This window comes from Mycobacterium kyogaense (assembly GCF_003254575.1).
GTDB classification, from domain to species: Bacteria; Actinomycetota; Actinomycetes; order Mycobacteriales; family Mycobacteriaceae; genus Mycobacterium; species Mycobacterium kyogaense.
This window is the reverse complement of record NZ_QJUA01000008.1, coordinates 36,409-49,520: the sequence shown is the minus strand read 5'-3', so window position 1 is coordinate 49,520 and position 13,112 is coordinate 36,409. Positions and strand designations below refer to the sequence as shown.

General features: G+C 67.7%; 13 protein-coding genes. 5 read left to right on the top strand and 8 right to left on the bottom strand.

Annotated features, from left to right (window positions below):
- The first annotated feature begins 3 nt into the window (after positions 1-3).
- From DMB80_RS08360 to DMB80_RS08355, 3 genes are all read left to right on the top strand, one after another.
- Complete coding sequence (locus tag DMB80_RS08360) at positions 4-642, top strand: sensor domain-containing protein (RefSeq protein ID WP_111509429.1); 639 nt, start codon at positions 4-6, stop codon at positions 640-642.
- A 154-nt stretch (positions 643-796) separates the two neighbouring features.
- Positions 797-934 (top strand): hypothetical protein, encoded by a 138-nt coding sequence (locus DMB80_RS28040; RefSeq protein WP_162938456.1) that lies wholly within the window; start codon positions 797-799, stop codon positions 932-934.
- 17 nt (positions 935-951) lie between these two features.
- On the top strand, positions 952-2,082 hold the full coding sequence (locus tag DMB80_RS08355) for an LLM class flavin-dependent oxidoreductase (RefSeq protein ID WP_111509512.1): 1,131 nt from the start codon (positions 952-954) through the stop codon (positions 2,080-2,082).
- On the opposite strand, the gene DMB80_RS08350 is transcribed toward DMB80_RS08355, so the two are convergent.
- Together DMB80_RS08350 and DMB80_RS08345 are read right to left on the bottom strand one after the other, a co-directional pair.
- Positions 2,046-3,425, bottom strand: coding sequence for an NtaA/DmoA family FMN-dependent monooxygenase (locus DMB80_RS08350; RefSeq protein WP_111509428.1), 1,380 nt, complete (start codon positions 3,423-3,425; stop codon positions 2,046-2,048). The genes DMB80_RS08355 and DMB80_RS08350 overlap by 37 nt on opposite strands.
- A 16-nt stretch (positions 3,426-3,441) precedes the next feature.
- The gene (locus DMB80_RS08345; protein WP_240431076.1) at positions 3,442-4,587 is read right to left on the bottom strand and encodes an LLM class flavin-dependent oxidoreductase; all 1,146 of its coding nucleotides are present in this window, start codon (positions 4,585-4,587) and stop codon (positions 3,442-3,444) included.
- A gap of 171 nt (positions 4,588-4,758) precedes the next feature.
- Between DMB80_RS08345 and DMB80_RS28800 the strand changes: the two genes are divergently transcribed.
- Both DMB80_RS28800 and DMB80_RS08335 read left to right on the top strand, forming a co-directional pair.
- Positions 4,759-5,055: a WhiB family transcriptional regulator gene (locus DMB80_RS28800; protein ID WP_111509427.1), complete on the top strand. Its 297-nt coding sequence runs from the start codon at positions 4,759-4,761 to the stop codon at positions 5,053-5,055.
- On the top strand, positions 5,052-6,383 hold the full coding sequence (locus DMB80_RS08335; protein ID WP_111509426.1) for a glutamine synthetase family protein: 1,332 nt from the start codon (positions 5,052-5,054) through the stop codon (positions 6,381-6,383). The genes DMB80_RS28800 and DMB80_RS08335 overlap by 4 nt, the downstream gene beginning before the upstream one ends.
- Positions 6,384-6,390: 7 nt before the next feature.
- On the opposite strand, the gene DMB80_RS08330 is transcribed toward DMB80_RS08335, so the two are convergent.
- The 6 genes from DMB80_RS08330 to DMB80_RS08305 are packed head-to-tail and all read right to left on the bottom strand — an operon-like array spanning position 6,391 to position 13,099.
- Positions 6,391-9,075 carry a fumarate reductase/succinate dehydrogenase flavoprotein subunit gene (locus tag DMB80_RS08330; RefSeq protein WP_111509510.1) on the bottom strand — a complete coding sequence of 895 codons (2,685 nt, stop codon included), beginning with the start codon at positions 9,073-9,075 and terminating at the stop codon, positions 6,391-6,393.
- A gap of 5 nt (positions 9,076-9,080) precedes the next feature.
- On the bottom strand, positions 9,081-9,839 hold the full coding sequence (locus DMB80_RS08325; protein WP_111509425.1) for an ABC transporter ATP-binding protein: 759 nt from the start codon (positions 9,837-9,839) through the stop codon (positions 9,081-9,083).
- A 5-nt stretch (positions 9,840-9,844) separates the two neighbouring features.
- Positions 9,845-10,687 carry an ABC transporter permease gene (locus DMB80_RS08320; RefSeq protein WP_420812154.1) on the bottom strand — a complete coding sequence of 281 codons (843 nt, stop codon included), beginning with the start codon at positions 10,685-10,687 and terminating at the stop codon, positions 9,845-9,847.
- 11 nt (positions 10,688-10,698) lie between these two features.
- The gene (locus DMB80_RS08315) at positions 10,699-12,120 is read right to left on the bottom strand and encodes an ABC transporter substrate-binding protein (protein ID WP_111509508.1); all 1,422 of its coding nucleotides are present in this window, start codon (positions 12,118-12,120) and stop codon (positions 10,699-10,701) included.
- 11 nt (positions 12,121-12,131) lie between these two features.
- On the bottom strand, positions 12,132-12,359 hold the full coding sequence (locus tag DMB80_RS08310) for a 4Fe-4S dicluster domain-containing protein (protein WP_048422878.1): 228 nt from the start codon (positions 12,357-12,359) through the stop codon (positions 12,132-12,134).
- Entirely contained in the window at positions 12,359-13,099 is a 741-nt protein-coding gene (locus DMB80_RS08305) for a GntR family transcriptional regulator (protein WP_048422809.1), read from the bottom strand. Before DMB80_RS08305 ends, DMB80_RS08310 begins: the two co-directional genes overlap by 1 nt.
- Positions 13,100-13,112 lie beyond the last annotated feature (13 nt).

The window sequence follows — 13,112 nt, the reverse complement described above, 5'->3', positions numbered from 1 at the left end:
ACGATGCGACGCTGGCTGGTTGTCGCGCTGGCTGTCGTCGCGACCGGGTGTGGCGGGGGCGTTGCGGGCACCGCGGTGCCCGCCCCGGCCGGTGGACTGGACTCAGTGCTGCTCGGCGATGTGGAACTCGATGAACTGTTACACACCAGCGGTTTTCACAGCGATCCGGACGGTAAAGAATTCACCGACGAGCTTGCGAAGGGCGCCAGGCCGCCGGGGTGTGTGCACACCGTCAACGTCGCCGATCGCAACATCTACAGCGACGCCGGCCCGACCGCGGTGGTGACCCGGTCGTCCAGCTCGCCTGCCGGCACCGTGGACCAGAGCGTTGTGGTCGTCCGCTCGGCCAAGGACGCGCAGCGGCTCTTCGACACGTCGAAGCTGTCGTGGGATGTCTGCGTGGGTGTCCCGGTCACGACCGGCGGGAGCGCGCCGGCCACCTGGCAGCGTGAGCCGGTGGAGGTCGCCGACGGCATCGCCACCCAGCGCACCACACGCTCGGACCGCGTGGGGGAGCAGTGCCAACATGCGATGGGGGTCGCGGTCGCCACCGTGGTCGAGGCGATGGTGTGCGGCCCGGGTGTGACGAACGAGGCGTTCACGGTGGTGGCGAAGATGGTCAGGAACGCCGACCGGACCTGAGCGGCTCGCACGGGGGGTAGAGGGTATTCGCGCAGCGCGATCGAAAGTCGCCAAATGTCAATGTGACTGTCCTGCAATATTTTTCTGTGTGACTAGCGACGCGCGAGGACGGCGCTGAAACTCCGTTCGCCTGCTTTTGTCTATCGTCGCCCCGGTGGAGGAACCGACGACACCGTGGCTGATCGCTGAGGCGTCCGTATCCGCGGGGATGTCGGTGACGTGGGCGTGGCTGACGCTGCTGCTCGGCGCACTTGTGGTGCTCTCCGGCGGCATCCTGATCGCCGCGACGTGACGTACCTGGATCAGCCCATGACCACGCCATTGGCCGTCCTCGACCTCGTGCCCATCTCGTCGGGTTCGACCGCTGCCGATGCAGTGCGTAACAGCATCGATCTCGCACAGCACGCGGAGCGGTGGGGTTACACCCGTTACTGGTTCGCCGAACATCACCTCAACCCCGGCATCGCCGGCACCTCGCCTGTCGTGCTGCTGGCGATGACCGCCGCCCACACGTCGTCGATCCGGCTCGGATCGGCTGCGCTGCAGATGGGGCACCGCACCGCACTATCCGCAGTCGAGGAATTCGGCCTCCTCGACGCCGCGCATCCCGGACGCTTCGATCTCGGCCTGGGCAGATCGGCCAGCAGGCCCCCGGCCGCGGCCGCCAAGCAGGCGTCGGCTGTCCCTGACGTGACCCGCACGGCGCCGCGTCGCTCAGACGGGCTCGTGATCCCGGCCCCGTTCAATCCCGAGGCGATGCTCAGATCACCGCGCTTCGCCATGCAGAAGGCGCTCCTGCAGCAGCCCGGTGCCCAACCGCAGGACTACGGCGAACTGGTCGGCGACGTCCTCGCTTTCCTGTCCGGCACCTATCACTCAGCCGACGGTGAACGGGCTCACGTGGTCCCCGGGGAGGGGGCGCGACTGCAGGTCTGGATCCTCGGCAGCAGCGGTGGTGAGAGCGCGAAGGTGGCCGGCCGCAACGGACTTCGGTTCGCGGCCAACTACCACGTGGCGCCGGCCGGGGTCCTCGACGCGGTGGAGGGGTACCGCGCAGCGTTCACGCCGTCGGCGGAGGTGAACCGGCCGTACGTCAGCGTGTCCGCCGATGTCGTCGTCGCCGACGACGAGGCAACGGCTCGTGAACTCGCGACCGGATACGGACTGTGGGTACGAAGCATCCGCACTGCCGAAGGGGCCATACCGTTCCCGACGCCGGACGAGGCCCGGCGGCACACGTGGAGCGAATCAGATCGCGCCCTCGTCGCGGATCGGCTCGCCACGCAATTCGTCGGAACAGCCGGGCAGGTCGCCGACGGGCTGGAGCGGCTGCGCGACGCGACATCGGCGGATGAACTGGTGATCACCACGATCACGCACCGGCATCGTGATCGGCTCCGGTCCTATGAGTTGCTCGCCGCGGAGTGGGGTCGTCGCTGATGGGCTGACGTGAGCCCGAGGTGATCACGCAGGGTGGTGCCCTGGTAGTCCGCCCGGAACACACCCCGCTCCTGCAGCAGCGGGACGACGGTGTCGACGAATGCGTCCAGTCCGCCGGGAGTGACGTGCGGAACGAGGATGAAACCGTCACTGGCGTCGGATTGCACCAGATGATCGATCGACGCTGCGATGGTCTGGGCAGAGCCGATGAAGTTCTGGCGTCCCGTCACGTCGATGATCAATTCGCGAGTGGTGAGGTTGCCGGCCTCGGCTCTGGCGCGCCACTCGTTGGCTGTGGCGATCGGATCGCGATACATCCGCACACTGGCCCGTCCGCGCGCGATGGTGTTCTCGCCGACCACCGGGTCCACCGAGGGCAGCGGTCCGTCGGGGTCGTGGTCGGACAAGTCACGATTCCACAGCTGTTCGAGGAATTTGATCGCGGTCGCGGGTGAGACCTGCGCCAGGCGTACCTCGTGGGCGATGTCGGCTGCATCGGCGTCGGTGTCACCGAGGACGAAGGTCGCGGCAGGGAGGATGAGCAGCTCGTGGTCCTGACGGTGGTATTTCGCCAACCGCCCCTTGACGTCTGCGAAGAACCTCTGCCCCTCGGCGAGGGTGCCGTGCCGGGAGAAAATGGCGTCGGCGCTCGACGCGGCGAACTCGCGGCCCTGGTCCGAATCGCCGGCCTGGAAGATGACCGGTCTGCCCTGCGGGCTTCTGGGAACGTTGAACCGGCCGGCGATGTCGAAATGACGGTCTCGATAGGCGAAGTCGCCCGCCGCAGGATTCGTCACAAAGCTTCCGCGTTCCCGGTCGGCGACGATCTCGTCGCCGCGCCACGAATCGAAGAGCGTTGTCGCGGCAGCCAGGAAACTCTCCGCACGTGCGTAGCGCTGGTCTTCTGCGAGGAAGCCGCCACGCCGAAAGTTCTCGCCGGTGAACGCATCCCACGACGTGACGACATTCCAGCCTGCTCTGCCGTCCGACAGGTGGTCCAGGGACGCGAACTGTCGGGCGACCTCGTAGGGCTCGTTGAAGGTCGAGTTGATCGTGCCGGTCAGGCCCAGACGCTCGGTGACCGCTGCCAGTGCAGCCAGCACAGTGAAGGTGTCAGGGCGGCCGACGACGTCGAGGTCGTAGATCTCGCCGCCCTGTTCCCGTAGCCGTAACCCCTCGGCGAGGAAGAGGAAGTCGAATTTTCCCCGCTCCGCCGTCTGCGCGAAGTGGACGAAGGAGTCGAATTCGATGTGGCTGCCGGACGCGGGATCGCTCCACACGGTGGTGTTGTTCACCCCGGGGAAATGAGCCGCGAGGTGAATCTGCTTGATCGGCTTGCTCATCGGAGCATCACTCGTGTCATACGGACGAGTACCGATTGGCCGGCCGGGCGAACCCGAGGGTGTCGCGGAGGGTGGTGGCTCCCGGCGCGGGCCGGAACACGCCACGGCGACGCAGCTCCGGCACCAGCCCGTCGACGATCTGTCCGAGATCGTGCGGGATCGTCGCCGGTCGCAACCGGAACCCCGCCAGTCCGGCGGCGTGCCACTCCTCGATGAAGTCGGCCAATTGCAGTGGAGTCCCGGCGAACACCGCGGCGTCGGTCACGAACGGGGTGCCGGCGCGTTCGTCGAGACGATCCCGCCGCTCGTGGGCGGTGCGCTCGCTGCGGTCGAGGAACACCGCGAGATCGGCGAAGACGGAGACCGACCGGCCTTCGAGCGCTGCCCGCGAGGAGATGGCATCCACGGTCGCGGTCACCTCGGCTGCATTGCCGGGAGTGATGAAAGCGATGTCGACGCTGCCGGCGACCAGTGCGTGGGTGGCCTCGCCGTGGCTCAGTGCAGCGACGATGGGCTGTCCCTGGGGAGGTCGAGGGGTGATCGACGGGCCTCTGACCGAGAAGGTGGCGCCCTCGAAGTCGATGTAGTGCACCTTCGCCCGGTCGATGAAGCGCCCGGTCGCCGCATCCCGGATCTCGGCGTCGTCCTCCCAGCTGTCCCAGAGTCGACGAAGAACCTCGACGTAGTCGGCGGCCTCGCCGATCAGATCCGTCACGGGCCGTCGCCCGACGTGCCGGGCCGCTTCGGGACTGGTGCTGACCTGCACCCGCACCCCGGCCCGGCCCCTGCTCACGTAATCCAGCGTCGCAATGGCTTTGGACACGTGGAAGGGTTCGGTGTGGGTGACGATGACGGTGGGCACCAGGCCGATGCGGCGGGTCAGCGGCGCCACCCGTGCCGCGATCAGAACAGCGTCGAGCCGTCCGCGGACTCGGTCGACCCGGTCGTCGGCCGTCGATGGATCGTCGTACTGCGGGATGAAGGCGTCCTCGACGGTGACGAAGTCGATCAGGCCGCGTTCGGCTTCGGCGACGACGTCGACCCAGTAGCGAGCGAGCAGCAGGTCCAGCGGCCGCGCGTCGGGCTCCCGCCACGAGGCCGGATGCCACCCGGTGCCGTCGAGCGCGACGGCGAGGTGGATCGAGTGCACGTCATCCGACACCGGCGGTCCTCTCTTTCGGCTGACCGCGTCCAGTGTGCGGGCCGCGACGAGATCGGCACAGAGATGGACGCACGCTGATTCCTCGCCCGACCGGGTTCGGCGAAGCTGGGAAAACACTCACGGCGAGCGCATCTCTGGGCTCGGCGCCGCGACGTCGGCGACCATCCGACGATGACCGCGGCACTACCGATCGACCCACCCGACGGAGACGAGTACTGGAGTTGGCAGTTCCAGGGCAGGTGCCTGGACTTTCCTTCGGATCTGTTCTTTCCCGAGAGTGAGCGGCGCTCCGAGCGCAGGCGGCGGGAAGAGGAAGCCAAGCGCATCTGCCGGACCTGCCCGGTCCTGATGCGCTGCCGCGAGCACGCTCTGAGCGTTCCCGAACGTTACGGCGTCTGGGGCGCGACGACCCCGCGGGAACGCGGCATCGCACCGGCGCATCGCAAGGTCAGGGGGAGTGTGCGATGACTCAGACAGCACCGGTCTCTGCGGCTGCCGACGAACTGCACCGAGGTATCGCCGACGGCACGCTGACCGAGATCGAGGTGGCCTGGAGCGATGCTTTCGGGCACTCCGCCGGCAAACGCATCCCCGCCGGGCAGTTCCTCGACCGCGCCACCGGCAAAGGTTTCGCCTTCTGCGAGGCCGCGCTGGCCTGGAACACCGACGGCACGGTCATCGACTCGCTGGCATTGACCAACTGGTCCGCCGGCTATCCGGATGTGTATGCGGTCCCCGACTTCTCGACGTTCACCCGGCTGCCGTGGCGGCCCGGTGTCGGGCACGTCATCTCCGACATCGTGACCCATCCCCGCACGACGTCGCTGCTGGATCCTCGTGGCGTCCTCAAGCGGGTGCTCTCGAGGTTGGAGGGGCTCGGCTACACCGCGAAGATCGGTGTCGAATTCGAGTTCTATCTGCTGGAGACCGACGGGTCGCCGCTCATCGAGGCGATTCAGGCCTACTCGTTGGAGAACGCCAATGCACTCGACCCGTTGATCGCCGACCTCTACGAGACCCTCGGCGCCTTCACCCGACTCGAGGGCATTCAGACCGAGTACGGTCCGGGCCAGGTGGAGACCAACCTCGTATACACCGATGCGCTGGCCGCCGCCGACGACAGCGCTCGGCTGAAGTACGCGGCCAAAGAGGTGGCGCGACGGCACGGCAAGCTGGCGAGCTTCATGCCGAAACCGTTCTCCGAGCATTCCGGTTCGTCAGCGCACCTGCACATCTCGCTGTGGGAGGGCGACCGCCCGGCGTTCGCGGCGGTGGACGGTGCGGAGAGTCAGATCGCCCGGTACGCCATAGCGGGACTGTTCGAGCATCTCCCGTCGATCACGTTGTTCGGGGCGCATTCGGTCAACGCCTACCGCCGGTTCGCGCCCGACACGTTCGCGCCCGACACCGTGAACTGGAGCCGGGACAACCGCAGCGCGGCGATCCGCTCGCTCGTAGAGGACACACCCGAGGCGTCCCGTATCGAATTACGCTCCGGAGCCTCGGATTCCAATCCCTACTGGCTCATAGCCTCGGCGTTGGCGGCGGTCGTCGCCGGCCTGGAAGCCCGCCGCGAGCCGCCGCAACCGGCCACCGGGAACCTGTACGGAAAGGGCGCGCCGTTGCCCGACTCACTGCGCACGGCGGTGGCGTTGGCTATCCAGGACGACACCGTCCTCGAGATCCTCGGTGAACAGTCCGTGCTCGACTTCGCGGTGCTGGCCCGCAGCGAGTGGGATGCCTACGTCGGTCACGTCAGCGACTGGGAGCGCCAGCGCTACCTCACCCGGTCATGAGGCCCGGTCATGAGGCAGCCTCGAGGGCACGCCGGGCGTAGGCCCGGACGTCGGCATCGCCGTCGTCGAGCGCACCGGCCAGCGCTGCGCGCGCCGCTTCCTCGGACGGCGCCCAGCGAGTCAGGCTGAGCACCGCGGCTTTACGGACATCGAGGTGGGGATCGGCCAGGGCGCGCGACAGCGGCGGGACGGCGGCCGACGGCGACGGAGCGCCGGCCAGCGCCCGTGCCGCCCCCTGTCTGATCTGCCAGGCCGAGGAGCCCAGCGCCCGCTCGACGGTCGCCCCGTCAGCGTCGTGCCAGCCGATGTCGCCGATCGCGGCCAGCGCTGCGGCGCGGACCAGCGGGTCGGGATCGTCGAGAAGCAGTCGTACTGTCGCAGCGCCCGCTCGCAGCGTGCCCAGCCCTCCGGCGACCGCGATCCGCACCTCTCGGTTGGCGTCGGTGTGTGCACCGGCGACTCCGTCCACATCATCGACGGAGACCAACGCGCGGACGGCTTCGATGCGCACCCGATGATCGGGATCGGTGACGTGGTGCCGATATGCCTCGACATCGCCGACCCGGCGCGCACTCAGCACATAGATCGCGGCGCCGCGAACGCCGGCGTCCGCTGAATCCAGGTGGTGAGCAACAGCTTCCGGGTTCGGCAGGACCTCGACCAGCTCGCGGATGCCGTCGGCGGCCACCCTGCGGACCCCGGCGTCGGAGTCTGACAGCGCGGCGACGAGCGGCGCGGAATAGCCCTCACACAGATGTTCGGTGAGCACGTCGACCGCGGTGCGCCGGACGCCGGGGTCCGCGTCCGCCAGGAACGGCGTGAGATCGTCGACGGACGGTTCGTCGAGGGCGAGCACGGCGGCGATCCGCGGCGACGGCGCCGGGCCGGAGCTGTCGATCACGCGCGAGGTCTCCGACGCGGGCGCCCGGCCACCGACCAGGGCAGGCTCGGCGACCACGACGGGTTCGTCTGTCTCGCCGGGGATGCCGTCGAGTCCCGGGACAGGAACGAAGTACGGTGCGACCGGGCGTTTGAGGAACTCGATCTCGCCGTCAGGTGTCTTGCGGAGGTTGAGGTGGTACCGCCACGCGTCGTCGTCGCGGTCCGGCAGATCGCTGCGGTCGTGGTAGAGGCCCCACCGGGATTCGGTCCGCGTGAGCGAAGACCGAGCGGCCATCTCGGCGCAGTCGCGGATGAACGACACCTCCACGGCGCGCATCAGCTCGTGTGGCGTGGTGGCGCCGATGCCCGCGACCTCGGTGCGCATGCGCTCGAATGTCTCGACCGCCAACGACAGCTTCGCAGCCGTCTTCGGTGGCGCCACATAGTCATTGACGAAGCGTCGCAGCTTGTACTCGACCTGCGGCTGCGGCGGTCCGTCGGGCTGACGCAGCGGCCGGTAGATCAGCTCGTGCGCTGCGGTGATCTGATCCTCCGGAAGTATCTGTGGCGCAGACACATCAGCTGCGGTGGACGCGGCGTCGGCACCGGCCAACTCGCCGTACACGAAGGCGCCGATCATGTAGTTGTGCGGCACACACGCCAGGTCACCGGCCGCGTACAGGCCGGGGACGGTGGTCCGTGCGTTCTCGTCGACCCAGACTCCAGACGCAGAATGTCCACTGCACAATCCGATCTCGGAGATGTGCATCTCGATGTCATGGGTGCGATAGTCGTGACCGCGGTTGGCGTGGAACGTGCCACGGGTGGGTCGCTCGGTCGAGTGCAGAATTCCTTCCAACGTCGACAGAGTCTCGTCGGGCAGATGGCTGACCTTCAGGTAGATCGGTCCACGAGCAGACTCGATCTCACTCTTCACCTCGGCCATCATCTGACCGGACCAGTAGTCGGAGTCGACGAAGCGCTCTCCGAGCGCGTTCACCTGGTACCCGCCGAACGGGTTGGCCACGTACGCGCACGCCGGCCCGTTGTAGTCCTTGATCAGCGGATTGATCTGGAAGCATTCGATCCCGGACAGCTCCGCGCCCGCGTGCAGAGCCATCGAATAGCCGTCACCGGCGTTGGTCGGATTCTCGTAGGTGCCGTACAGGTAGCCCGACGCCGGCAGCCCGAGCCGCCCGCACGCCCCCGTCGCGAGGATCACGGATTTGGCTCCCACGACGACGAATTCGCCGGTGCGACTGTTGAGCGCTGCCGCACCGACCGCCCCGCCTTCGTGAGTGAGTACCCGCACCGGGACCAGCCGGTTCTCGATGCGGATCTTCTCGCGCATCGAACGCTGCCGCAGCACCCGGTAGAGGGCCTTCTTGACGTCCTTGCCCTCGGGCATCGGCAACACGTAGGAGCCCGACCGGTGCACGCGGCGCACCGCGTACTCACCGTGCTCGTCCTTTTCGAACTTCACGCCGTAGCGTTCCAGCCGCTGGACCAACGCGAATCCGCGGGTGGCGGTCTGATAGATGGTGCGCTGGTTGACGATTCCGTCGTTGGCTCGGGTGATCTCGGCGACGTAGTCCTCGGGGGTCGCCTTGCCGGGGATCACGGCGTTGTTCACACCGTCCATACCCATGGCGAGGGCGCCGGAGTGGCGGACGTGGGCTTTCTCCAACAGGAGCACAGAGGCTCCGCGTTCGGCGGCGGTGAGTGCAGCCATCGTGCCGGCAGTGCCGCCTCCGATGACCAGGACGTCGCAGTCGAGCCGGATGGCGTCGGAGAGAGAAGGGATCTGCATCAGGGTCACGAACTCCTGGCCGGGGCGAGCGAAGCAACGGGAAATGAACTGTCGAGCGCGGCGATCACGTCCGCCCGGAGGGCGATGCGGTCGGCGCGCGGGTCGCGCGGGGAGGGGACGTCGAGGACGGCACGCACCGGCTGGCCGGCTCTGCCGAGCACGACGATGCGGTCGCCGAGCAGCAGCGCCTCGTCGACGTCGTGGGTGACGAAGACGACGGTCGTCGGATGGGCACGCCATGTATCGATGAGGAGGCGCTGCATGGTGGCGCGGGTCTGCGCATCGAGTGCGCCGAATGGCTCGTCCATCATGACTGCTCGCGGGGCACCGGCCAGTCCGCGCGCGAGCTGGACACGCTGCCGCATGCCACCGGACAGGCTCTTCGGCAGATAGTTCTCGAAGCCGGTGAGACCGACGTCGGCGATCCACGTGAGCGCTTCGGCCCGGCGGACCCGCCGCGGCCGGCCCGCGAGACCGAGTGCGAGTTCGACATTCGATTGCACCGTGCGCCAGGGCAGTAACGCGTTGTCCTGGAACACCATCGCGCGGTCTCGCGAGGTGGTGGTGACCCGGTCTTCGTCGGCGAGAACCTCGCCGCCATCCGGTGTCAGCAGACCCGCCAGCGCGCGTAGCACCGTGGATTTGCCGCAGCCGGACGGCCCCGTCAGCACCAGGATCTCGCCGGGGCTGACAGCGAGGTCGAGGTGTGCGATCACCGGTGCACCGCCATAGCTCAACGTCAGGTCGCGCAACCTGAGACCCATGCCGCTTATCGGTTGTCCTCCTCGCCGCGGGGCAGCCACCTCGTCACGCGGCGACCCACCAGCTCGACCGCCGCGGAGGTGGCGAAGCCGAGAACGCCGATCGTGATGATGCCGACGAACACATCCGGGTACGCCAGCACGGTGTAGGCCTGCCAGGTTCGATAGCCGACGCCCAGCCGGCCGGAGATCATCTCCGCCGAGATCACGCAGATCCAAGCCACGCCGATCCCGACCGACAGCCCGCCGAACACACCGGGCAGGATGCCCGGCAGCACGACGCGGGTGATGACGTCCGATCGGCTACCGCCCAGCGTGCGCACCGAGTCCTCCCACAGTGTGGGGAGTGCCCGCACTGCGTGCCGGGTGCTGACCATGATCGGGAAATACGCTGCGAGGAACGTGATGAACACGATCCCGGCTTCGTCGGTGGGGAACAGCAGGATCGCGACGGGCACGATCGCAATCGCCGGGATCGGCCGGGCCAGTTCGGTCAGCGGGCCGAAAATGTCGGCGAACGCGGCCGATCGGCCGAGCATGATGCCCGTGATGACGCCGGCCACCGCGGCGATCGCGAAGCCGGTCAGGATGCGGATCAACGACTGGCCGAGATCGAGCCAGTAATCTTCGGTGGCGAGCCGGTTCCCGAAGGCGGTGACGATGTCGCCGACGGTGGGCAGCGTGTCGAAACGCAACCAGAGTCGGACATCGTTGGCGGTCAACACCTGCCACAGGACGATCGCAGCGGCAACCGAGGCGAAGCGCACGGTCAGCGAGGACCAGGAGCGCCGCCGGGGGGCCTTCGGCGTCGGGGGCGGGGCGAGGTCGGGTTCGGCCGCGGCCGGCACCATAGGGGCCGTGGTCACACCGCACCCGCCAGGGCCTGCTGGTAGTCGACCGTGACCGCGCCGGGGTGCGTAGCGGTGTAGCGGCCGGCCCCTGCCGCGGTGTCGAACGGCAGGTGACGATCTCCGTCGCGAACCCAGAACGACTTGTCGGCGAACCACCGGGTACCGAACTCGGAGTCGGGAACGTAAGCGGCACGCACATCCTCACCGTCAGCGGTCGCTTTCCTGACGGCTCGGAGAAGGCAGTCGGGATTGGCCGCCGGTTGTGTCGCGTCCTTCCCGTCCACCCACAGCTCGCCGGCGAGCGCAGAATCGGTGACCGCCACATTGCAGACCGGGTCGCGTCCCTGTAGCGCTGAGGGGTTCGCGGTGCGACCCAGAGCGGCGTCGTAATCCTGGCCCCGATCGGTGAACGCCTTCTTCAGTGGATCGGCATTGACGAAACCGGGCACGTCGAGCGGGGCGAACTCGCCGATCGACCGCAGGTACGGAACATCGCCGGCAAGTGCCTGCACCAGTGACGGTTTCAGTGTGGCGTCGAAGCTGGTGCCGCCGGGACCGTTGTACAGGTAGACCACCTCGGGCGGGAGTCCACTGCCCTCGGCGACCAGATTGGCCGACTCGAGTGGGTGTTGGTTGAGGTAGTCGGTCGCATCGAGCTGAGCCTGGAGGAACGCGTCGAGCACTTCGGGGTGGCTGCCCGCGTAGTCGCGGCGCACCACCACCCCGTGGAAGGTCGGATAGTTCCCCTCCGCGCCGTCATAGACCAGTGTCGCCTTGCCCTGAAAAGCGAGCAGCCCGGGCCACGCCACGAACTGCGACAGTGCCTGCACCTGTCCGGATTCCAGCGCCGATGCCCCGACCTGCGGTTGCTGGTTGAGCACTTCGACCCCGTTCTTGGGGTCGATACCGGCGTTGTCGAGTGCACGGACGAGCGTGCCGTGACCCGCGGAACCGACACTCGCCGAGATCTTCTGGCCTTGTAGGTCGGCGATCGTGCGGGCCGGTGAGTCGGGCGGGACGACCACCATGTTCAACGATCCTGTCGGGCTGTAACCGGTGACCGACACCAGCTCCGTGCGCGATCGTTCGTTGGCCTGAGTCTTGGACCCGTTGATCAGCAGTGGATAGTCGCCCATGGAGCCGATGTCGATCTTCTCGGCGACCATCTGCGCGGTGATCGGTGCGCCGGTGTCGTAGTCCTGCCATTCGACCCGGTAGCTCACACCGGAGGACTTTCCGATGTCCGACAGCCGCTTCTCCAGGAACCCCTTGGCGCGCAACAGGGTCCCTGCCGTGACGGTGTTGATGGTCTTGGACTGGTAGCCCACCACGACGTGGACGGTGTCCGCCGATGAGGATTGCCCGTCGAGGGAACATGCGGCCAGCGATGCGGTGGTGACAGCGGTGAGCGCAAGGGCGAGTGCACGTTTCATCTCGAGGGCTTTCATCGCAGGAGATAGGGCATGTTGACGGTGACGGCCCCGGTGGGGCAGCGGGCGGCGCAGGGCCCGCAGTACCAGCATTCGTCGACGTGCATGAATGCCTTGCCGTTCTCCGGGTTGATGGCCAGGGAGTCCAGCGGGCAGATCTCCACGCAGAGCGTGCACCCCTCGATGCACAACGATTCGTCGATGGTGACCGGAACATCGACGCGCTGGGTGACCTGGGCCATCATTCTCCTCTGATCAGATTGCTGCGCAGCGTGATTCGATCGCCACGGAGCCGGATGTACTCGAGATCGACGGGACGTCCGTCATCGAGGTGGGCGAGCCGCTCGAGAAGGAGCAGCGACGCGGTCTGCGGTACCTGCAGAATGGCCGCGGAGTGTGGATCGGCGGATACCGCTTCCACTGCGACGTCGGCGCCGCCGAGCCGCCGGCCGGTGACGAGCTCTATCAGCGCGAAGACATCGTTGTGTTCGAGGGAGTGCTCGAGAACGGCGTCGCCGATGTCGCGTGCGAGGTAGGTCATGTCGAGGCTCAGCGGCAGTTCGCCGAGGAAACGGAGACGTTCGATGAACACGACGGAGTCACCGGGGGAGACCGCGAGCCGGGCCGCGACCGACGGCGGCGCATTGACCGTCATGGCGGCACGGACCTCGTTGCGGATGTCACCGTAGTCGCGGAACGTCTCTTTCAGCCCGACGAGGTGGTTGAGTCCGTGGTCGTACTTGCGCACGGCGACGCGGGTGCCGACCTTGGGCTCCCGGTCGATCAGACCTTCGGCCTTGAGTACCGCGAGGGCTTCGCGCACCGCGTTGCGCGACACGAGGAACTCGGCGGCCAGGTCGGCTTCGGAGGGCAGGCCGTCGGGGTAACCGCCGGCATGGATCTGGTGGCGCACGACGTCGGCCACCAGACGGGCCTGGTCGGCGCGCGGCCTGCGCAGCGGAGTCGGAGCGGACTCGGTCATCGTTCACCTCCTG